The sequence below is a fragment of the Amycolatopsis mongoliensis genome (assembly GCF_030285665.1).
Classification (GTDB): Bacteria; Actinomycetota; Actinomycetes; order Mycobacteriales; family Pseudonocardiaceae; genus Amycolatopsis; species Amycolatopsis mongoliensis.
On sequence record NZ_CP127295.1, the window covers coordinates 4650397 to 4668892 of the forward strand.

General features: G+C 71.1%; 19 protein-coding genes and 1 pseudogene. 11 read left to right on the plus strand and 9 right to left on the minus strand.

All coding sequences use genetic code 11. The features are described from left to right. Positions 1 to 11: 11 nt before the first annotated feature. Genes QRX60_RS22680 through QRX60_RS22695 form a run of 4 tightly spaced genes read left to right on the plus strand, consistent with a single transcriptional unit; the run spans position 12 to position 4192 of the window. Complete coding sequence (locus tag QRX60_RS22680) at positions 12 to 1043, plus strand: LacI family DNA-binding transcriptional regulator (RefSeq protein WP_286002773.1); 1032 nt, start codon at positions 12 to 14, stop codon at positions 1041 to 1043. Positions 1044 to 1075: 32 nt separating this feature from the next. Continuing rightward, the gene (locus QRX60_RS22685; protein ID WP_286002774.1) at positions 1076 to 2311 is read left to right on the plus strand and encodes a sugar ABC transporter substrate-binding protein; all 1236 of its coding nucleotides are present in this window, start codon (positions 1076 to 1078) and stop codon (positions 2309 to 2311) included. A 4-nt stretch (positions 2312 to 2315) separates the two neighbouring features. Further along, positions 2316 to 3380: a carbohydrate ABC transporter permease gene (locus QRX60_RS22690; protein ID WP_286002775.1), complete on the plus strand. Its 1065-nt coding sequence runs from the start codon at positions 2316 to 2318 to the stop codon at positions 3378 to 3380. Then, positions 3377 to 4192 carry a carbohydrate ABC transporter permease gene (locus QRX60_RS22695; protein WP_286002776.1) on the plus strand — a complete coding sequence of 272 codons (816 nt, stop codon included), beginning with the start codon at positions 3377 to 3379 and terminating at the stop codon, positions 4190 to 4192. The genes QRX60_RS22690 and QRX60_RS22695 overlap by 4 nt, the downstream gene beginning before the upstream one ends. 40 nt (positions 4193 to 4232) lie before the next feature. On the opposite strand, the gene QRX60_RS22700 is transcribed toward QRX60_RS22695, so the two are convergent. Both QRX60_RS22700 and QRX60_RS22705 read right to left on the minus strand, forming a co-directional pair. Next, positions 4233 to 5099: an LLM class flavin-dependent oxidoreductase gene (locus QRX60_RS22700; RefSeq protein ID WP_286002777.1), complete on the minus strand. Its 867-nt coding sequence runs from the start codon at positions 5097 to 5099 to the stop codon at positions 4233 to 4235. Next, complete coding sequence (locus tag QRX60_RS22705; RefSeq protein WP_286002778.1) at positions 5099 to 6118, minus strand: aldo/keto reductase; 1020 nt, start codon at positions 6116 to 6118, stop codon at positions 5099 to 5101. The genes QRX60_RS22700 and QRX60_RS22705 overlap by 1 nt, the downstream gene beginning before the upstream one ends. Positions 6119 to 6208: 90 nt before the next feature. Here QRX60_RS22705 and QRX60_RS22710 point away from each other — a divergent pair, with 90 nt between their 5' ends. The 4 genes and pseudogenes from QRX60_RS22710 to QRX60_RS22725 form a co-directional block, all read left to right on the plus strand. Continuing rightward, positions 6209 to 6745, plus strand: a complete 537-nt coding sequence (locus QRX60_RS22710; protein ID WP_286002779.1) for a TetR/AcrR family transcriptional regulator — start codon at positions 6209 to 6211, stop codon at positions 6743 to 6745. Next, positions 6742 to 7845: a cytochrome P450 gene (locus tag QRX60_RS22715; protein WP_286002780.1), complete on the plus strand. Its 1104-nt coding sequence runs from the start codon at positions 6742 to 6744 to the stop codon at positions 7843 to 7845. The genes QRX60_RS22710 and QRX60_RS22715 overlap by 4 nt, the downstream gene beginning before the upstream one ends. A 4-nt stretch (positions 7846 to 7849) precedes the next feature. Next, positions 7850 to 8281 carry a pyridoxamine 5'-phosphate oxidase family protein gene (locus QRX60_RS22720; RefSeq protein ID WP_286002781.1) on the plus strand — a complete coding sequence of 144 codons (432 nt, stop codon included), beginning with the start codon at positions 7850 to 7852 and terminating at the stop codon, positions 8279 to 8281. 175 nt (positions 8282 to 8456) lie between these two features. After that, positions 8457 to 8840, plus strand: a pseudogene (locus QRX60_RS22725) (cytochrome P450); the annotation flags it as partial. A 2-nt stretch (positions 8841 to 8842) separates the two neighbouring features. Here QRX60_RS22725 and glmS read toward each other — a convergent pair. Both glmS and QRX60_RS22735 read right to left on the minus strand, forming a co-directional pair. Continuing rightward, positions 8843 to 10666, minus strand: a complete 1824-nt coding sequence (gene glmS / locus QRX60_RS22730; RefSeq protein WP_286002782.1) for a glutamine--fructose-6-phosphate transaminase (isomerizing) — start codon at positions 10664 to 10666, stop codon at positions 8843 to 8845. A 24-nt stretch (positions 10667 to 10690) separates the two neighbouring features. Continuing rightward, positions 10691 to 10963: a hypothetical protein gene (locus QRX60_RS22735; protein ID WP_286002783.1), complete on the minus strand. Its 273-nt coding sequence runs from the start codon at positions 10961 to 10963 to the stop codon at positions 10691 to 10693. Between the two features lie 158 nt (positions 10964 to 11121). On the opposite strand from QRX60_RS22735, the gene QRX60_RS22740 reads away from it, so the two are divergent. Beyond that, positions 11122 to 11784, plus strand: a complete 663-nt coding sequence (locus QRX60_RS22740) for a class I SAM-dependent DNA methyltransferase (RefSeq protein ID WP_286003672.1) — start codon at positions 11122 to 11124, stop codon at positions 11782 to 11784. A 24-nt stretch (positions 11785 to 11808) separates the two neighbouring features. Here QRX60_RS22740 and dapA read toward each other — a convergent pair whose 3' ends face one another. Then, positions 11809 to 12666, minus strand: a complete 858-nt coding sequence (gene dapA / locus QRX60_RS22745; protein WP_286002784.1) for a 4-hydroxy-tetrahydrodipicolinate synthase — start codon at positions 12664 to 12666, stop codon at positions 11809 to 11811. Positions 12667 to 12739: 73 nt separating this feature from the next. Here dapA and QRX60_RS22750 point away from each other — a divergent pair, with 73 nt between their 5' ends. Both QRX60_RS22750 and QRX60_RS22755 read left to right on the plus strand, forming a co-directional pair. Beyond that, positions 12740 to 13624, plus strand: a complete 885-nt coding sequence (locus QRX60_RS22750) for a LysR family transcriptional regulator (RefSeq protein WP_286002785.1) — start codon at positions 12740 to 12742, stop codon at positions 13622 to 13624. A gap of 75 nt (positions 13625 to 13699) precedes the next feature. Next, the gene (locus QRX60_RS22755; protein WP_286002786.1) at positions 13700 to 14059 is read left to right on the plus strand and encodes a VOC family protein; all 360 of its coding nucleotides are present in this window, start codon (positions 13700 to 13702) and stop codon (positions 14057 to 14059) included. Here QRX60_RS22755 and QRX60_RS22760 read toward each other — a convergent pair. The 4 genes from QRX60_RS22760 to QRX60_RS22775 all read right to left on the minus strand — a co-directional run bounded on the left by QRX60_RS22760 (position 14025) and on the right by QRX60_RS22775 (position 18376). Continuing rightward, positions 14025 to 14618, minus strand: a complete 594-nt coding sequence (locus QRX60_RS22760) for a UbiX family flavin prenyltransferase (protein ID WP_286002787.1) — start codon at positions 14616 to 14618, stop codon at positions 14025 to 14027. The two genes, QRX60_RS22755 and QRX60_RS22760, sit on opposite strands and share 35 nt — an antisense overlap. Beyond that, positions 14615 to 15925 carry an MFS transporter gene (locus tag QRX60_RS22765; RefSeq protein WP_286002788.1) on the minus strand — a complete coding sequence of 437 codons (1311 nt, stop codon included), beginning with the start codon at positions 15923 to 15925 and terminating at the stop codon, positions 14615 to 14617. The genes QRX60_RS22760 and QRX60_RS22765 overlap by 4 nt, the downstream gene beginning before the upstream one ends. Before the next feature lie 23 nt (positions 15926 to 15948). Further along, a complete protein-coding gene (locus tag QRX60_RS22770; protein WP_286002789.1) occupies positions 15949 to 17274 on the minus strand; it encodes an MFS transporter in 1326 nt (441 codons plus the stop codon). Positions 17275 to 17611: 337 nt separating this feature from the next. After that, the gene (locus tag QRX60_RS22775) at positions 17612 to 18376 is read right to left on the minus strand and encodes an IclR family transcriptional regulator (RefSeq protein WP_286002790.1); all 765 of its coding nucleotides are present in this window, start codon (positions 18374 to 18376) and stop codon (positions 17612 to 17614) included. Between the last annotated feature and the right edge of the window lie 120 nt (positions 18377 to 18496).

Below are 18496 nucleotides of genomic sequence, written 5' to 3' on the forward strand. Positions count from 1 at the left end.
ACGGAGGCGAAATGGGACGGCCCACGCTGAACTCGGTGGCCGAAGCGGCCGCGGTGTCGCGCCAGACCGTGTCCAACGTGATCAACTCGCCCGAGGTGGTCAGCCCGGAGACGCGGGAGCGCGTCCAGGCCGCCATCGAGAAGCTGGGCTACCGCCCGAACACCGCGGCCCGGCAGATGCGCACCACGCGGTCGCAGATCATCGGGCTGTGCATCCCGCCGTCGGGCAACGGCGTCAGCGGCGTCGTGCTCGACCAGTTCCTGCACTCGCTCACCGCGACGGCCGAGCGCTACGACCACCGGATCATGCTCTTCACCGCGGCCGACGACGAAGCCGAGACCCGCGCCTACGCCGACCTCATCGCCTCCGTCGGGATCGACGGCTTCGTGCTGACCAGCACCCACCACGACGACCTGCGCACCCGCTGGCTGCTCGAGCGCGAGCTGCCGTTCGTGTCGTTCGGCCGGCCCTGGGGTGTAGAGGACACGCACCCGTGGGTCGACGTCGACGGCGCGGCGGGAACCCGGCTGGCCACGGATCACCTCGTGCGCCAGGGGCACCGCCGGATCGCGTTCGTGGGCTGGCCGGAGGGCTCGGGCAGCGGCGACGACCGCCGCGCGGGCTGGGCGGCGGGGCTGGCCGCGGCCGGTCTCGGCGCAGGTCCGCAGGTCGCGGTGTTCGACGGGGTGGAGGGCGGCCGCTCGGCCGCGGCCCGGCTGCTGGACGCCGGCGGGCCGGCCGGGGACCCGTTCCTGCCCGGCACCGGCGCGCCCACCGCGTTCGTCTGCGCCAGCGACTCGCTCGCCCTCGGCGTCACCGCCGAACTGCGCGATCGCGGCATCCGCCCCGGCGCCGACGCCGCCGTCATCGGCTTCGACGACACCCCCACCGCCTCCGTGCTCGGCCTGAGCAGCGTCGCGCAGCCGATCGCCGATGTCGCCGCCGAGTGCGTCCGGCAGCTGCGCGGGATCCTGCGCGGCGAAGCCCCCGCCGAACCCGCGACCACCCTCTTCACCCCGCACCTCGTGCTGCGCACGACCTGAACCCGCAGTCCCCGCGCGATCAAGGAGGATCGATGCTTCCCCGCCGAACTGTGGCCGCCTTCGCGGCGGCCGGCCTGCTGCTCCCGCTTTCCGCCTGCGGCAGTGGCTTCGACGACTCGGCCCGGCCCGCGACCCAGCAGGCCGGGCCCGCCACGCTCAAGGTGATGATCGCCGCGAGCGGCGGCGCCGAGCTCAAGGCGATGCAGGACGCCGCCGCGGCCTGGAGCTCCGCCGGCGGTGGCTCTAAGGCCGAGGTCGTGAGCGCCAACGACCTCCCGCAGCAGCTGAGCCAGGGCTTCGCCGCGGGCAGCCCGCCGGACGTCTTCGCCGTGGACGCCACCAAGTTCGAGGGCTACGCCGCCGAGATGCTCCCGTACGGGGACGCGCTGTCCTACAAGGACGACATCTATCCGACGCTGAGGAAGACCTTCACCCGGGACGGCAAGCTGTACTGCGCCCCCAAGGACTTCTCGACGCTGGCGCTGGCGATCAACACCGACGACTGGACGGCGGCCGGGCTCACCGACAACGACGTCCCGAAGACGTGGGACCAGCTGAAGACCGTCGCGCAGAAGCTGACCACCGGCGGCCGTACGGGGCTGGTCTTCAACGACACCCGCGACCGGATCGGCGCGTTCCTGGTGCAGGCCGGCGGCTGGGCGGTCGACGCCGACCAGAAGAAGGCCACCGCGGACACCCCGCAGAACCTCCAGGCCCTGACCTACGTCCGCGACCTCCTCGCTTCCGGCACCGCGAAGTACCCGAAGCAGATCGGGGCCGGCGACTCCAGCGAGGCGTTCGGCCAGCACAAGGCGTCGCTGAGCATCGACGGCAACTGGCTGGTCGGCGGTATGAAGAAGGACTACCCGAACGTCAAGTACCGCGTCGTCGCGCTGCCCGCCGGTCCGGCCGGGCCCGGGACGCTGTCGTTCACGCAGTGCTGGGGCATCGCGGCCAAGAGCAAGTTCCAGGAGCAGGCCAAGCAGCTCGTCGACTCGTTCATGCAGCCGCAGCAGCAGCTCGCGTTCGCCGAGGCGTTCGGCGTGATCCCGTCGCGGCAGTCCGTGCGAGCGCAGTACGAGCAGAAGTTCCCGGCCCAGTCGGCGTTCGTCGCCGGCGCCGACCACGCGCACGGCCCGGTGACCCTGGGCAAGATGGACCCGGTGCTGACCGACTTCGACGCCCAGCTGCAGCAGCTGCCGGGCGCCGACCCGAAGCGGATCCTGCAGCAGCTGCAGCAGAACACCGCGGCCGCGCTGGGGCAGTGACGCCATGGGCACGCTGCTCACCGAGCCGGTGGCCCCGGGTACCGCACCCCTGCGCGGCACCCGGGGCCGCCGCCCCCTCCGGCGCGACGGCCGGGCCGGCTGGCTGTTCCTCGCCCCGACGCTGATCGTGCTCGGCCTGTTCATGGTGCTGCCGATCCTGATGGCGCTCTGGGTGAGCGTCAGCGACTGGACCGGCAACGGCAGCCCGTTCTCCTCGCGGGTGAACTCCGTCGGCGGGGACAACTACGCCGCCCTGCTCACCGAACCCGGGCTGACCCGGCAGAACTTCGCCACCAGCGTCCGGAACAACGGCTACTTCGTGCTCTTCGTGGTGCCGCTGCAGACGGCGTTCGCGTTGTTCCTCGCGCTGGTCCTGCACCAGAAGAAGCTGAAGGGCCGCCAGTTCTTCCGGACCGCGTTCTACTTCCCGACGGTGACCAGCTCGGTCGCGATCTCCGTGGTGTTCCTGTTCCTCTTCTCCAGCACCGGCACGGTGAACGCCGCGCTGAAACTGTTCGGAGTGGACGGCCCGAGCTGGTTCGCCGACCCGCGCGGCATCTTCCACCTCGCGCTCGGCGACCCGGCGAACCCGCCGTCCGCCCTGGTGGGCCACGGTTTCCTCGGGCTGTCCTGGTGGGACTGGCTCTCCGGCCCGAGCGTGGCGATGTGCTCGATCATCGTGCTCGTCGTCTGGACCTCCACCGGGGGGTTCATGCTGATGTTCTACGCGGCGCTGCAGAACCTGCCGCCGTCCGTCGACGAGGCCGCTCTCATCGACGGCGCCACGGCGTGGCAGCGCTTCTGGCGCGTCACGCTGCCGCAGCTGCGCCCGACGCTGTTCCTGGTGCTCACCCTCGGCCTGATCGGCACCTGGCAGGTCTTCGACCAGGTGTACGTGCTCAGCCGCGGCAACCCCGCCAACACCACGCTCACCCCGGCGTACCTGTCGTACTCGTCGTCGTTCATCGGCCACCAGTGGGGCCAGGGCGCGGCGATCGCGTTCCTCCTGTTCGTGGTGATCGTGGCCTTCACGCTGGTGCAGCGCTGGGCCCTGCGGGAGCGCCGATGAAGCGCCGTTGGCTGGGCTACGCGGTGCTCGTGCTGGTCGCGGCGCTGTACATCTACCCCTTCCTCATCCAGCTCGCGACGGCGTTCAAGACCGACGCCGACGCCACCGCGAACCCGCTCCTGCCCTGGCCGCGGGACTGGTCGTTCTCGGTGTTCCGGACGCTCGCCGAGCAGGACTTCCCGCGCTGGGCGGCGAACTCGGTGTTCGTCTCGGTGGCGATCACCGTCGGGCGGGTCGTGTTCGACTCGCTCGCGGGGTACGCACTGGCCCGGCTGCGCTTCCGCGGCCGTCGCGCGGTCTTCGGCGCCGTCCTGGCGGTCATCGCCGTTCCGAGCGTGGTGCTGCTGATCCCGAAGTTCCTGGTGCTGAACCAGCTCGGCATGTACGACAGCTACGCGGGGATGATCGTCCCGCTGCTCGTCGACGGCGCCGGCGTGTTCATCATGAAGCAGTTCTTCGAGACCGTGCCGGTGAGCGTGGAGGAGGCCGCGCGCATCGACGGCGCCGGCCCGCTGCGCACGTTCTGGTCGGTGGTGCTGCCGATGTCGAAACCCGCGCTGATCACCGTGACCATCCTGTCGTTCCAGGGATCCTGGAACGAGCTGCCGCACTTCATCGTGTCGCGGCAGGACCCGGCGCTGAACACGCTGACCTCCGGGGTGGCGACGCTGGTGTCCGGCCAGCTCGGCCAGGGCAACCAGTTCCCGCTGAAGCTCGCCGCGGCGCTGCTGATGACGGTGCCGGTGGCGGTGGTGTACTTCGTGTTCTCGCGCCGGTTCACCCAGGGCACCTACGAAGGAGCCGACAAGTAGGGTCGTGAGTGAGAAACAGTGTTCTAACCCTGTTTCTCACTCACGACCAGCTGCGGATCAGCTCGTCGGCGACCCACCGCACGACGCCGTCAGGGTACGGGTTCGCCAGGCCGAGGACGATGTGCCCGAACCCGGCGCCGGCGGCCTCGGCGATCTTTTCCTTCGTGAGCGCGGGCTTGTCGTAGTCGACCGGCAGGAAGATCGAGCGGGTGATCTCCTGGGGGTCGCGGCCGATTTCGGCGCAGTACCGGTCGAGCAGCCTGCTGCGGGCGGCGAGGTCCTCGATGTCGCCGCCGCCGGGGATGTTCCACAGGTCGGCGTGCTCGGCGACCACGCGCAGCGTCGCGCTCGCCCGGCCGCCGATCATGATCGGCGGGTGCGGGCGCTGCACCGGCTTGGGGTTGCCGAACGCCCCTTTCAGCTCGACGTGCTCGCCTTCGAAGTCGAACGGCTCATCTTCCGTCCACAAGCGACGGATCACCGTGCAGGCCTCGGCGAGCGCGGCGACGGCGTCGTCCTGGGAGTGGTAGGGCAGGCCGTGACCGTCGTACTCCCGGCGGGCCAGCGGGTGGCTCGGGCGCGAGCCGGCGCCGATGCCGAAGTCGAGGCGCCCGCCCGACACGATGTCGACGGTCGTCGCGATCTTCGCCAGCATCGCGGGCGGCCGGAAGCGGTTGCTGGTGACGAGCAGGCCGAGGCGCATCCGCCGCGTCTGCGCGGCCAGCGCCGCGAGCAGCGTCCAGCCTTCGAAGATCGGGCCGTCCGGGTCGCCGCCGATCGGCATGAGGTGGTCGAACAGCCACGCGTGCTCGATCTCCGGGACGGTGTCGGCTTCGCGCCAGACCCGCAGGATCTCGTCGTAGCCGACGTTCATCGGCGCGGTCAGGATGCCGAAACTGGGGGTCATCAACGCCTCCGGAGGGACGGGTCGAGCAGGGCGGGCGGGGTGTCGAGCTTCTCGTGCGCGGCCAGGTCGACGCCAGGAGCGACGACGGCGTCGATCTCGTCGAGCACGTCGGCGGGCAGCACCGTGTCGGCGGCCGCCAGCTGCGACTCGAGGTGGCCGAGCGTGCGGGGGCCGATGAGCGCGCTGGTCACGGCCGGGTGCGCGGTCACGAAGCCGAGCGCCAGCTGGATCAGCGAAAGGGCCGCCTGGTCGGCGAGCTTGGCGAGCTTCTCGACGGCGTCGAGGCGGGCGCGGTTGGCGGGGTCGGTGAGGTCGAAGCGCTGCGGCAGGACCTGCGAACGGTTGGTCGTGATCTCCCGGCCGGCGCGGACCGCGCCCGACAGCCAGCCGGAGGCCAGCGGACTCCAGGCCAGCACGCCGAGGCCGTACTCCTGCGTCACGGGCAGGACGTGGGTCTCGACGCCGCGTTGCAGGATCGAGTAGCTGGGCTGCTCGGTGACGTACCGGCCCAGGTGGTTTTCCCGCGCGGCCCACTGGGCCTGCACGATCCGGTAGGCCGGGAACGTCGACGAGCCGAAGTAGCGGATCTTGCCCGCGCGCTGCAGGTCGGTCAGCGCGGAAAGCGTTTCCTCGTCGCTCGTGGCGGGGTCCCAGCGGTGGACCTGGTAGAGGTCGACGTGGTCGACGTCCAAGCGCCGCAGGCTGTCGTCGAGCGCCCGGACCAGCCAGCGGCGCGAGCTGCCCCGGTGGTTGCGCTCGTCGCCCATCGGCATGGTCGCCTTTGTGGCCAGGACGAGGTCGTCGCGGCGGCCGGCGATGGCCTTGCCGACCATCTCCTCGGACTCGCCCCGGCCGTACATGTCGGCGGTGTCGACGAGGTTGACCCCGCCTTCGAGTGCGGCGTCGACGATGGCGGTGGCCTCGTCCTGGGTGGTGCGCCCGATCGCGCCGAAGTTCATCGCGCCGAGCGCGAGGGAGCTGACCTGGACGCCGGTGCGGCCCAGGGTGCGGTACTGCATTTCGGTGGCCTCCGTGACAAGATGGCAAGCGGAACATTGCTCCGCTAACGATACGGAGCAATGTTCCGTTTAGCAACCCCGGGAGGTGTGATGGGCAAGCCCAAGCGAGCCGACGCGCAGCGCAACGAGAAGGCGCTCCTCGACGCGGCGGCCGCGGTCTTCGTCGCGTCGGGCGTGGACGCGCCGGTGCGCGACATCGCGGCGAAGGCCGGCGTCGGGATGGGCACGATCTACCGCCACTTCCCGACGCGGGCGGACCTGATCATCGCCGTCTACCGGCACCAGGTGGAGGCCTGCGCCGAGGCGGGGCCCGCGTTGCTGGCGGCTTCGGACTCCCCGCACGCGGCGCTGGCCCAGTGGATCGACCTGTTCGTCGACTTCCTGGTGACCAAGCACGGGCTGGCCGGTGTCCTGCAGGGCGACGGCTTCGACACGCTGCACGCGTACTTCCTGGAGCGGCTCGTCCCGGTGTGCGCGCAGCTGCTCGAAGCGGCCGGGCTGACCGCGCGGGTGCGTCCCCTCGAGCTGATGCGCGGGGTGGGCAACCTGTGCATCGGCGCGGAAGACAACCCGGACTACGACGCGCGCCGCCTGGTGGGGCTGCTCATCGCGGGGCTGCGGGCGTGATCGAGCAGCTCACCGCCGATCCGTACCCGCTGCTCGCCCGGCTCCGCGCGACCGAGCCGGTGGCGTGGCTGCCGGAGCTGGACGGCTGGCTGGTCACGCGGCACGATCTCGCCCTGCGGGTGATGCGCGACGCGGCCGCCTTCACCGTGGACGACCCGCGCTTCTCGACGGCGCGGGTCGTCGGCCCGTCGATGCTCTCGCTGGACGGCGGCGAGCACACCCGGCACCGGACGCCGTTCGCCCGGCACTTCCGGCCCCGGGAGATCGAGGACCGGTTCGCCGGGTTCGTCCGCGCCGAATGCGCCCGGCTGGTCGACGGGTTCGCCGCGGCCGGGCGGGCGGAGCTGCGCCGCGCGCTGGCCGGGCCCCTCTCCGTCGCGGTGGTGGCCGGCGCGCTGGGCCTGGACGACACGGACACGGCGCGGGTACTGGCCTGGTACGACGCGATCGTGTCCACAGTGGACGACATCTCGGCGGGCCGTCCGCCGGGTTCCCGGGGTGGTGAGGCGTTCGGTGAACTGCGGGCGCACATCGAGGGTGCGGTCGGCCGGCGCTCGCTGCTGACCGAGGCGGCGGAAACCCTGGCGCTGCCGGAGGTCGTGTCGAACGCGGCGGTGCTGATGTTCGGCGGCATCGAGACGACCGAGGGCATGATCGCCAACGTCCTGCTGCACCTGCTGCGCGAGCCGGCGCCCCTGGACCGGGCCCTGGTCCCGGCGGCGATCGAAGAGTCGCTGCGGCTCGAACCCGCGGCGGCGGTGGTCGACCGGTACGCGACCCGCGACGTCTCGCTCGCGGGCGCGTCGATCACCCGGGGCGACCTCGTCACGGTGTCGCTCACCGCCGCCAACCGCGATCCCGCGGTGTTCCCGGACCCGGACGTCTTCGACCCGCGCCGGCCGAACCTGCGCAGGCAGCTGGCGTTCGCGCACGGCCCGCACTTCTGCCTCGGCGCCGACCTCGCCCGGCTGGAGACGCGGATCGCCGTGGAAACCGTGCTCGACCGGTTGCCGGGACTCGCGCTGGCGGAGCCGGCCGCGGCGTCGGGGCTGGTGTTCCGGAAACCCGCGGCGGTCCACGCGCGGTGGCTGACATCATGACCGCATGACGGCGTGGCGTGAGTTCGAAGCGGCGGAACCGGAGTTCGCCCGGCGCGTGCAGGGGTTGTTCGACGCGCACCGGCACAAGACGATCGCGACCCTGCGGGCCGACGGGTCACCGCGGATCTCCGGCATCGAGACGAAGTTCGCCGGCGGCGAGCTGACGTTCGGCTCGATGCCGAAAGCCCGCAAGGGCGCGGATCTGCAGCGGGATCCCCGGCTGGCGCTGCACAGCGCGACGGTGGACCCGGTCGAGGGTGAAGAGGCGAAGTGGCCGGGGGAGGCGAAGATCTCCGGCCGGGCGGTCGACACGGGCGAGGGCTTCCGCGTGGACGTCGCCGAGGTGGTGCACACGCACCTGAACCCGGAGGCGACGCTGCTGGTCGTGGAGTGGTGGACGCCCGAGGCCGGCCTCCGCAAGGTCGAGCGCGAGTAAAGCGCCCCAATGTGGCGTTCGGTGCGTGGGACGCACCGAACGCCACATTGGGTGCGTCAGACGCAACCAACGCCACATTGGGGCGCTCTGGACCAGAATTTAAGTCAAGCGTTTGACGTAATCGGGTTTCGTCGCCATGCTCGTCGCAGGGTCATTCACCAACGAGGAGTCCGACATGACGCAAAGCCACGCCGAGCTGCCGCGCTTCCCGTTCCACGCGGAGACCGCGCTGGCGCCGCCGGCCGAGTGGGCGGAGTTCCGGGTGAAGTGCCCCGTCGCGCACGTGCAGCTGGCCAGCGGGGACGAGGCCGCCCTGATCACCCGCTACGCCGACGTCAAGAGCGTGCTCTCCGATCGGCGGTGGACCCGGCCCACACCGGCCGACAACGCCGCCCGGGTCGCCGACACCGAGTCCGGCGGGGTCTTCAACAGCGAGATGGCCACCGTCCTCCCGCAGCACGGCGAGGCCCACCTGACCTGGCGGCGCGCCCTCGGGAAGTGGTTCACCGCCAAGCGGATGAACGCCCTGCGTCCCGGCATGGCGGCGATGTCGGCTGAGGCTCACTCGACCGTGACGGACTTGGCGAGGTTGCGCGGCTTGTCGATGTCGTAGCCCAGGGTCAGCGCGGCGTGGTAGGCGAGCAGCTGCAACGGGATCGTCAGCAGGATCGGGTCGAGCTCCGGCTCGGTCCGGGGCACGACGATCCGCGGGACGTCGAGCTCGCCGAAGTCGACGTCGTCGTGCGTGATCGCGAGGACGGCCCCGCCGCGGGCGCGGATCTGCTGCATCGCGGCCAGGTTGCGGTCGGCCAGCTCGTCGGCGGGCACGATCGCGACCGTCGGGAGCGACTCGTCGATCAGCGCGAGCGGGCCGTGCTTCAGCTCGGACGTCTGGTACGCCTCGGCGTGGCGGTAGGAGATCTCCTTGAACTTCTGCGCGCCTTCGCGGGCCACCGGGAAGCCGCGGACGCGGCCGATGAAGAACAGGCTGTTCGCGGCGGCCGCGACCTTGGCGTGCTCGGCGATCCGGTCCTCGGTGGCCAGGACCGTCCGGATCTGGCCCGGGAGCGCGCGGATGGCCTCGATGATCCGCTGTCCGTCCGCATTGGACAGATCGCGCACGCGGCCGAGCGACAGCGCGATCAGCGCGAAGCCGACGGCCATGTTCGTCAGCGCCTTGGTCGAGGCGACCGCGATTTCCGGGCCGGCGTGCAGGTAGACGCCGCCGTCGCAGGCGCGGGCGATGGTCGAGCCGACGACGTTGACCAGGCCCACGACCCGGCCGCCCTTGCGCTTGATCTCCTCGACGGCGAAGGCGGTGTCGATCGTCTCGCCGGACTGGCTGACCGCGATGTAGAGCGTGTCGGCCTCGATGATCGGGTTGCGGTAGCGGAACTCGGACGCGGCTTCGGCGTCGGCCGGGATCCGGGCCAGCTCTTCGATCATCGTCGCGCCGATCTGGCCGACGTAGTAGGCGGAGCCGCAGCCGAGGATCTTCACGCGGCTGAACCCGCGCAGCTCCCGCGGCGTCAGGTTGAGCCCGTCGAGGCGGGCGACGCCGAACCGGTGGTCCAGGCGGCCGCGGATCATCCGCTCCACGGACTCGGGCTGCTCCTGGATCTCCTTGGCCATGTAGTGCGGGTAGCCGCCGAGGTCGAGGTCTTCGGCGGCGATGTCGATCTCGGTGGCGGGCTTGGTGGTGTCGCTCTCGTCGACGGTGAAGGTCCGGTAGCCGGTGGCGAAGACGGTCGCGAACTCGCCGTCGTCGAGGTGCGCGACCTGCGAGGTGTGCCGGACCAGGGCGGCGAGGTCGCTGGCGACGAACATCTCGCGCTCGCCGACGCCGATGATCAGCGGCGAGCCGTTGCGGGCGATGACGAGGCGGTCCGGGTGCGCGGAGTCGGTGACGGCGATCGCGTACGTGCCGGTGATCCGCGAGACCGCCTCGACGACGGCGTCTTCGAGGGTGTCGGCGCCGGACCGTGCGATCAGGTGGGCGAGGACCTCGGTGTCGGTCTCGGAGGTGAGCTTCACGCCGGCGTCGGCGAGCTGGGCGCGCAGCGCGTCGGCGTTGTCGATGATGCCGTTGTGGACGACGCACACGCGGCCGTCTTCGGACGTGTGCGGGTGCGCGTTGTCCTCCGACGCGGGCCCGTGCGTGGCCCACCGCGTGTGCCCGATGCCGACCTTCCCGGCGAGGCGCTTGGGCAGCGCGGCCGCGAGGTTGCGGACCCGGCCGACGACGCGGTGGACCTGCGTGGTGTCCTTGGGGCCGAGGACGGCGATGCCCGCGGAGTCGTAGCCGCGGTACTCGAGCCGGGTCAGGCCCTCGAGGAGGATGGGGGCGGCGTTCTGGCCGCCGATGTAGCCGACGATCCCGCACATGGCGAACCTTCTTCCGTGGCTGTTTCAGCCGTAGACGATGCGGCGCAGCTGGCGCTCGGACAGGTCGGGCGCGGCGACGAGCCGGCCCCGGAGCTCGGCGGCGATCAGCGGGAAGATCTCGGGGTTCTTCCGGCCCTCGGCCTGCAGCTCGGCGTGCCTGCGGCGCACGTACTGCTCGGTGGGTGTCCGGTAGAAGGCGAGGACGTCGTCGACGACGCGGGCGGCGACGCCCGGCGGCAAGCCGGTCGACGCGGCGACGCGCTCGACGATGTCGGTGTCTTCCACGTCGGCCATCATGCCCCGCCGGTGTCGTGAACTTCAAATTCTTGCCCGAAATCGGGCAAGGCTTAAATGGTTGGACAGTTTCAGGGGTTGCGCCGAAGGTGGATCGCGTGCGTCAGGAAGACCTTTGGGACGTCGAAACGGCCGAGCGCTACGACACCCCGGGCCGTGGCATGTTCGCGCCCGAGGTCGTGGAGCCCGTCGTCGACCGCCTCGCCGCGTTGGCCGCGGGCGGGCGGGTGCTGGAGTTCGCGATCGGCACCGGCCGGGTGGCCGTCCCGCTCGCCGCCCGAGGCGTGTCCGTCACCGGCATCGAACTGTCCGAGCCGATGCTGGGGCAGCTGCGGAAGAAGGCCGACCTCCCGGTGGTCGTCGGCGACATGGCGACGGCCACGGCCCCGGGGCGGTATTCGCTGGTGTACCTGGTCTACAACACGATCGGGAACCTGCTCACCCAGGACGAGCAGGTCGAGTGCTTCCGCAACGCGGCCCGTCACCTGGATCCCGGCGGCCGGTTCGTGATCGAGCTGGGCGTCCCCGAACTGCGGCGGCTCCCACCGGGGCAGGACGCCGTGGTCTTCACGGCCGAGCAGGGATACCTCGGGGTGGACACGTACGACACGGTGCGCCAGCACCTGGTGTCGCACCACTTCACGTTCGGCGAGGGCAGGCAGGCGCGGCTGGGCCGCTGTCCGCAGCGCTACATCTGGCCGGCCGAGCTGGACCTGATGGGCCGCCTGGCCGGGTTCGAGCTGGAGTCCCGCCACGCGGACTGGACCGGGTCGGAGTTCACGACGGAGTCCTCGTCGCACGTGTCGGTCTACCGCCGGTCGTGAGTGTTTAGGGCGGTTCTAACCGCCCTAAACACTCACGACCAGCCGCGGCAGAACCGGTTGCTCGACCAGCGGGAGGCGGACCGTCGCGTGCGGGATGACCCCGAGTTCGGCCAGCGCGGCCTTGGCGGCCGTCGTTCCGGGGCCCGCGCGCATGATGGTCTCCACCAGCGGGAGCAACGACTGGTTGATCGCCCGCGCCGACTCCAGGTCGCCGCGGCGGACGGCGGCGATCAGAGCGGCCGTGCGGTCCGCCGCCACGTTGGCCACGACGCTCACCACGCCCGCCGCGCCGCACGCGAGGTACGGCAGGTTCAGCTCGTCGATGCCGCAGTAGTACGCCAGTGACGTGCGGGTCATCACCGTCATCGCCTCGAACAGGTCGCCCTTGGCGTCCTTGACCGCCCGGATCCGGGGATGGGCGGCGAGCTCGGCCAAGGTCGATGGCGTCATCGCGATGCCGGCCCGCGCCGGGACGTCGTAGAGCATCACCGGCAGCTCGGTCGCGTCGGCCACCGCCAGGCAGTGGGCGATCACCCCGGCCTGCGTCGGCCGGGAGTAGTAGGGGCAGACGAGCAGCAGCCCGTCCGCGCCGGCCGCCTCGGCTTCGCGGGCCCGGCGGATGCTCGCGGCCGTGTCGTAGGTGCCGATGCCGGCGATCACGCGCGCCCGGTCGCCGGTCCGCGCCACGACGCTCCGGACGAGCCCGGCGGCTTCGGGTTCGGTCAGGGTGGGGGACTCTCCGGTGGTCCCGCCGACGACGAGGCCGTCGCACCCGGTGGCCAGCAGGTGGTCGACGAGGTTCGCGAGGCCGGGTTCGCTGAGCGTCCCGCCGGGCTGCATGGGGGTCACCATCGCGACGAGGTTGGCGCCGAAGTCGGTCATGGCCGGAACTCTGCCCGGCTCGACTGGTGCGGTCCAGCGATGCTTTTTTGCCGATACTGCGTAATCTGGCTTCATGATCGAGGTCGGTGCGCTGCGGGCGTTGCGGTCGGTGGCGGCGCTCGGGACGCTGGCGCAAGCGGCCGAAGAGCTGGGGTTCACGGCGTCGGCGGTGTCGCAGCAGATCAAACGGCTGGAGCGGCAGGTCGGGGTGCCGGTGCTCGCGCCGGCGGGCCGCGGGGTCGTGCTGACCCCGGCCGGGCAGGCGGTCGTCGACTCGGCGCCCGCGGTGTTCCAGGCGCTGGAGCGCTGTGCCGAAGCGGCCCGGTCGGTGTCGGAGGGCGCGCCGCGCGGCACGCTCCGGGTGGTGGCGTTCTCGACCGCGATCCGCGGCCTGCTCGCACCGGTGCTGGGCGGGTTGTCGGTGCGCTGTCCCGATTTGCGCGTCCACATCACCGAGCAGGACCCGGAGGAAGCGTTGCACAGCGTCGACGCCGGAACGGCCGACCTCGCCCTCGTCCACGACGCCGACGGGCTGCCCGCCGCGCAGCCGCCGTCGGTGACGCGGCGGCTGGTGCACACCGACGTCGGCGACGTCGTCCTGAGCCGGTCGCACCCGCTCGCGTCGGTCACCGAGCCGCTCGGCGCCGAGCTGTCCGGCCACGCTTGGGTGACCAGCCCGCCAGGAACGGTGTGCCACCAGTGGTTCCGGCGCCTGTTCGCGGACGCGCCGGAGGAGCCGGACGTCCGTCACCTGGTCGACGACTTCGCGACGCAGCTGTCCCTGGTCGCCTCCGGGGAGGCGCTCGCGCTGATCCCGCGCCTGGCCCGGCCGCCGCTGGGCGCGGACCTGATCGCGCGTCCGTTGCGAAGGCCGCCGAAGCGGGAGGTCCACGCGGCTTGGCGGCGAAGCGCCGACGCGAGCCCGGCGATCCGGGCCCTGCTGGCGGAACTCGGCTAGGCTGGCCGGCGAGCGGGTGCAGCGTCGGAACGCCCGCCCGGCACTCCTTGGGCGCACTGAGCGAAGGAGCGCGCCGTGATCACGTTCGCCGGGATGAGCCTGCCCGTCACCGACTTGGGCCGTTCGGTCCCCTTCTACGAGTCCCTCGGCTTCACGACCGAGATCCAAAACGGCCGGTTCGTCCTGCTGCGCCTGGACTCCGCCACACTCGGGCTGCTGGAACTCGGCGCCGTCGTCTCGCAGGAGGCCGGCCGGCTGCGCCAGTTCGTCCAGGTCGAGCTGCTGGCCGACGACCTCGACGAGCTGTACGCGGACTTCGTGGCCCGCGGGGTGCCGGTGTCCGGTCCGCCCCGCGACCGCGGCTTCGAGCGGCAGCTGCAGCTGCGGGACCCGGACGGCTTCACGGTCGAGTTCGCCGACCGGAGCCCGCGCTGAGATCTCCTTGCCACGCCGGGGGAGCCAGCTCGCTCACCCCGACGCGCGCCAGTGCGCGCCGGGCCGTGTGGTCCACGATGTCGTCCACCGTCGCCGGGTGCGGGTAGAACGCCGGGACCGGTGGGGCGATGATCGCGCCCGCTTCGGCGGCCGCGGTCATCGCCCGCAGGTGCCCCACGTGCAACGGGGTCTCGCGCACCATCAGCAGCAGCGGGCGGCCCTCCTTCAGGCACACGTCCGCCGCCCGGCTGACCAGGTCGTCGGTGTAGCTCCACGCGATCGCCGACAGCGTCTTGACCGAGCACGGCGCCACCAGCATCGCGTCCACCGGGAACGAGCCCGACGCGATCGACGCGCCGATCTCGCCCGGCCGGTGCTGCACCGTCACGAGCTTTCCCAGGTCCGCCGGGGAAAGCCCGCACTCGTGCCGCACGGTCACCGCGCCGGCCTTCGACAGCACCAGGTGCACCTCGACGTCCGGCCGGTACGCCAGCAGTTCCAGGATCCGGACGCCGTAGCCCGCGCCGCTGGCCCCGGTGATCGCGATGACCACCTTCATTCGATCGCCTCGATGCGCCGGCCCGTGGAATCCGGCGCCACGACCGCGAGGACCGCCGCGGCGACCGGGCCGACGATGCCGAGCGCCAGCGCGAGCGGCACCGTGCCCGCGAGGGACAGCGCGACCAGCGGGAACAGCCCGGCGCCGAACCCGCGTCCCGCGTAGTAGCTGAGGTTCGAGCCGCTCGACCGCACCCGGGTCGGGAAGAACTCGGCCATCCAGATGCCGAGCACCCCGAACCCGCCGCTGCCGCCGGCGCACATCATCAGCGCCCAGAACGTCGGGTACGCCCAGAAGTCCGTGCCGATCCGGGCCGAACCGCTCAGGACCTGCCCGAGGAACCAGCCGAACCCGAGCACGCCGAACACCGCCGACGCGAACATCGCCCACTTGCGTTTCAGGACGTCGGACAGGATTCCCGTCAGCGGGTAGGTGATCCCGGTGACGACCAGTCCCAAGAGGACGATCAGACTGGCGGTGCCGAGCGGGACCTTCTCCACCTTGATCAGGAACGTCGACAGGTACGAGATGAGCGAGTTCGTGGTCAGGAACAACGCCGTCGCCAGCGCCATGAACAGGATCGTGCCGGCCGCGTAGCCGCCGCGGAACACGTCGAGCAGCGGGACCTTCGTGCGGCGCAGGTTTTCGGGCACCCGGCCCGCCTTCAGCTCGCGCTGGTACTCCCGCCACTGCTCGGACTCCGGCAGCAGCACGGCCGCGGCGACGCCGATCACCAGCGTCGTGACGCCGATCAGGACGTAGCCCGTGCGCCATCCGCGGTCTTCGCCGAACTCGACGAGGCAGGCGTACACCACGCCCTCGGTCAGGATCTGGCCGACGAAGTACATCGCCTGGATCGAGCCGCCCATCATGCCGCGCTTGCGCGTCTTCCAGCACTCGGCGAACATCGAGAACGAGAGCCCGAACAGCCCGCCCATCCCGACCCCGGCCAGCAACCGGGTCAGCAGGAACAGGAAGTAGTTCGGCGCGAGCCCGCCGAGCAGCGCGGCGACGCCGAACGCCAGCACGGACCCGGTGTAGGTCCACCGCCTGCCGTAGAGGTCGCCGAGCCAGCCGCACAGGATCCCGCCCGCGATCGAGGCGAACCCCTGCAGCGTCGCGACCTGCACGATCTGGATGGTGCTGACGTGGAAGCTCTCCGCGAGGTAGGACAGCGGGTAGCCGACGAGGTTGAGCTCCGCGCCGTCGAAGAGCGTGCCGAGGAACGCGAAGAAGAGGATGCGGGCGGTGTAGGAGCGCATGGGGGTGAACCCACCGGTGCCGGTGGGCTTCTGCAGGGTCGACAAGGAGGTGCCCTTTCGCGGGAGGGTCAGTCAGGCAGCTTTTGGCCCCGGGTCTCGGGGCAGAACGGGGCGACGACCAGGCCCAGCACGTAGATCGACCCGACGGCGGTGGCGGCGACGCCGTACCCGCCGAGCTTCGAGATGATCGCGCCGGCGGTGAGCGGGCCGAGGAAGGCGACGAACCGCGCGGCGTTGAACACGAACGCCGCGCCGGTCGCGCGCAGGTGGGTGGGGTAGAACTCGGGCAGCCACACCGGCATCCAGGTGTACTGGCCGAGCGTGAAGAACCCGTTGACCACGAGCACGACCACGATCAGGCCGAGGCTGTGCGTCCACAGGAACAGCACGGGCGTGAGGATCAGTGAGGCGGCGAAGTACAGCAGTACCGCGGGTTTCCGGCCGACGCGGTCGGCGAGGAACCCGAAGGCGACGTACCCGGCGATCGCGCCGGCGTTGTAGATCATCCCGGCACCGCTCGCCCACGCGGTCGCCGAATGCCCGGCGCCGGCGGCGCGCGAGGCGACGTAGGCGGGGACCCACGTCGAGATGCCCCACCAGCCGAGGGTGGTGACCAGGGACATCAGCGAACCGAGGATGGTCAGCCTGCGCAGCTTGGGATCGACCATGATCTGGCGCAGGGTCAGCCGGGTGAACGACTTCTCGTGAGCGGTCAGCTCGCCGCTCTCGCGGTTCTTCAGTTCACCGCGCCGGCGGTGGGCGCTGGTCCAGGACTCGGACTCGGGCACCTTGCGGCGCAACCACAACGCGAACAGCGCCGGCAGCACGCCGATGAGGAACATGTACCGCCAGGAGTCCGCCCCCAGTGGCGCGATGAAGTACCAGCAGGCCGAGGCGAGGAAGAAGCCGAGCCCGAGCCCGCACTGCATGAGGCCGGCGGCCTTGGCGCGCGCGTGCGCGGGCCAGGTCTCGGCGACCAGCGACGTGCCGGTGCCCCACTCCGAGCCGAGCGCGAAGCCGGTGATGAACCGCAGGACGAGGAACGACGCCCACGACCAGGAAACCGCGGTGAGGCCGGTGAACGCCGCGTACAGCACCATCGAGGTCAGGAGGGCTTTGCGCCGCCCGAAGTAGTCGGCGAACACGCCGCCGACGATCCCGCCGAAGCCCCAGCCGAGCAGCGTGACGGCGATGGTGGCGCCGGTCAGGAACGCCACCTGCGTCGCCGGTGCGGTGGGCTCGAGTGTCCTCAGGACGAGACTCGCGGTCAGGATGAGCGCGTAGGTCTCGAAGCCGTCGAAGAGCCAGCCGAGGTTCGCGGCGAGCAGCGACCGCCACTGGGTGCGGTTCAGTGTCTTGGCCCAGGGCTTCCGGGCGAGCGCGACCTCGGACACGGGATCTCCTTTCCGGGCCGCCGTGGGCCGGGAAGTCTTGTCCTCTATTTAGGACATCGAGTCCTGTATGCGGAACGGTAAGTCAGCCGGAGGGTGAGGTCAAGGGAACGATCCGGCGGCCGGGATCGGCCCAGGACTGCCTATGCGGAGTTATTTTGTGCTTTACTCCGCATCTGCGGAGTCATCACGTCTCCGATGACGCAGGTGCGCATCGACGGCCGGGGTGATCCACAGTGGACTCGGGCTGGGGTGGATGTAGTGAATGACTCATTCCTGTCGTCCGACGACAGGAATGAGTCATTCACTACGTCGCGAGCGGGTCCTCGGGCCGGGGGACTCAGTCCGCGGTCTTCGCCGCACCGCCGGTGCGTTCGGTGATGCGCAGCCCGCATTCGCGGATCAGCTCACCGTAGTGATCCACATTGGACTCGTTGAGTTCCGAAGCGAACGCCAGTGAGCACACGACCATGCAGACGCGGCCCTGCGCGTCGAAGACCGGTGCCGCCACGCCGGACTGGCCGAGGTCGTACTCGCGGATGCTTTCCGCCCACCCGCGCTCGCGGGTGTGATCCAGGACGGCGCGCAGGGTGCCGGGCGCGGTGACCGTGGCGGAGGTGAACTCCTCGACGCCGAACTGCTCGACCAGCCGGGTCACCTCGGCCGGGTCGGACCAGGCGTGGAACGCGCGCATGATGGCCGGCGCCGAAAACGGGAACGTGTCGCCGACGCCCACCGTGATCCGGACGCCCTTGCCGCGGTCGCCCTTGGCCAGCACGGAGTACGCACCCTTCCCCTGCGGCTGCACGGCGAAGGCGATGAAGCGGATCTGCCGGCTGAGCGCGTCGAGCTCCTGCTGGACGATCTCCGTCATCCAGTCCTCGGAGAGGCGGGCCATCGCGAGCAGCCGCGGGCCGAGGGACCAGCCGTCGCGGCTGGTGGTCCAGCCGGCGCGCTGCAGGGTGCCGAGGATGTTGTAGCAGGTGCTGCGGTTGAGGCCCAGCTCTTCGATCAGCACCCCGGAGGCCACCGGCTCCGGCCAGTCCCGGGCGATCCGCTCCAGGAGCCGCACGGCGCTCAGCACCGCTGGTACGTCGCTCGTCATCCTCGCCCCTCGTCGTTCTTCCTTCGCGCACGGTAGCCGAGCGGGTTTGCGTGTCGCCAGGACCGTGTTAGTGTCCTCTATATTAGACACCTAGTCCTCTCTAGCGGTCTTTCGATTTGG

Coding starts and splice junctions, on each gene's coding strand:
- QRX60_RS22680 (WP_286002773.1), top strand. CDS start 12: ATGGGACGGCCCACGCTGAACTCGGTGGCCGAAGCGGCCGCGGTGTCG.
- QRX60_RS22685 (WP_286002774.1), top strand. CDS start 1,076: ATGCTTCCCCGCCGAACTGTGGCCGCCTTCGCGGCGGCCGGCCTGCTG.
- QRX60_RS22690 (WP_286002775.1), top strand. CDS start 2,316: ATGGGCACGCTGCTCACCGAGCCGGTGGCCCCGGGTACCGCACCCCTG.
- QRX60_RS22695 (WP_286002776.1), top strand. CDS start 3,377: ATGAAGCGCCGTTGGCTGGGCTACGCGGTGCTCGTGCTGGTCGCGGCG.
- QRX60_RS22700 (WP_286002777.1), bottom strand. CDS start 5,099: ATGACCCCCAGTTTCGGCATCCTGACCGCGCCGATGAACGTCGGCTAC.
- QRX60_RS22705 (WP_286002778.1), bottom strand. CDS start 6,118: ATGCAGTACCGCACCCTGGGCCGCACCGGCGTCCAGGTCAGCTCCCTC.
- QRX60_RS22710 (WP_286002779.1), top strand. CDS start 6,209: ATGGGCAAGCCCAAGCGAGCCGACGCGCAGCGCAACGAGAAGGCGCTC.
- QRX60_RS22720 (WP_286002781.1), top strand. CDS start 7,850: ATGACGGCGTGGCGTGAGTTCGAAGCGGCGGAACCGGAGTTCGCCCGG.
- glmS (WP_286002782.1), bottom strand. CDS start 10,666: ATGTGCGGGATCGTCGGCTACATCGGCGGCCAGAACGCCGCCCCCATC.
- QRX60_RS22735 (WP_286002783.1), bottom strand. CDS start 10,963: ATGATGGCCGACGTGGAAGACACCGACATCGTCGAGCGCGTCGCCGCG.
- QRX60_RS22740 (WP_286003672.1), top strand. CDS start 11,122: ATGTTCGCGCCCGAGGTCGTGGAGCCCGTCGTCGACCGCCTCGCCGCG.
- dapA (WP_286002784.1), bottom strand. CDS start 12,666: ATGACCGACTTCGGCGCCAACCTCGTCGCGATGGTGACCCCCATGCAG.
- QRX60_RS22750 (WP_286002785.1), top strand. CDS start 12,740: ATGATCGAGGTCGGTGCGCTGCGGGCGTTGCGGTCGGTGGCGGCGCTC.
- QRX60_RS22760 (WP_286002787.1), bottom strand. CDS start 14,618: ATGAAGGTGGTCATCGCGATCACCGGGGCCAGCGGCGCGGGCTACGGC.
- QRX60_RS22775 (WP_286002790.1), bottom strand. CDS start 18,376: ATGACGAGCGACGTACCAGCGGTGCTGAGCGCCGTGCGGCTCCTGGAG.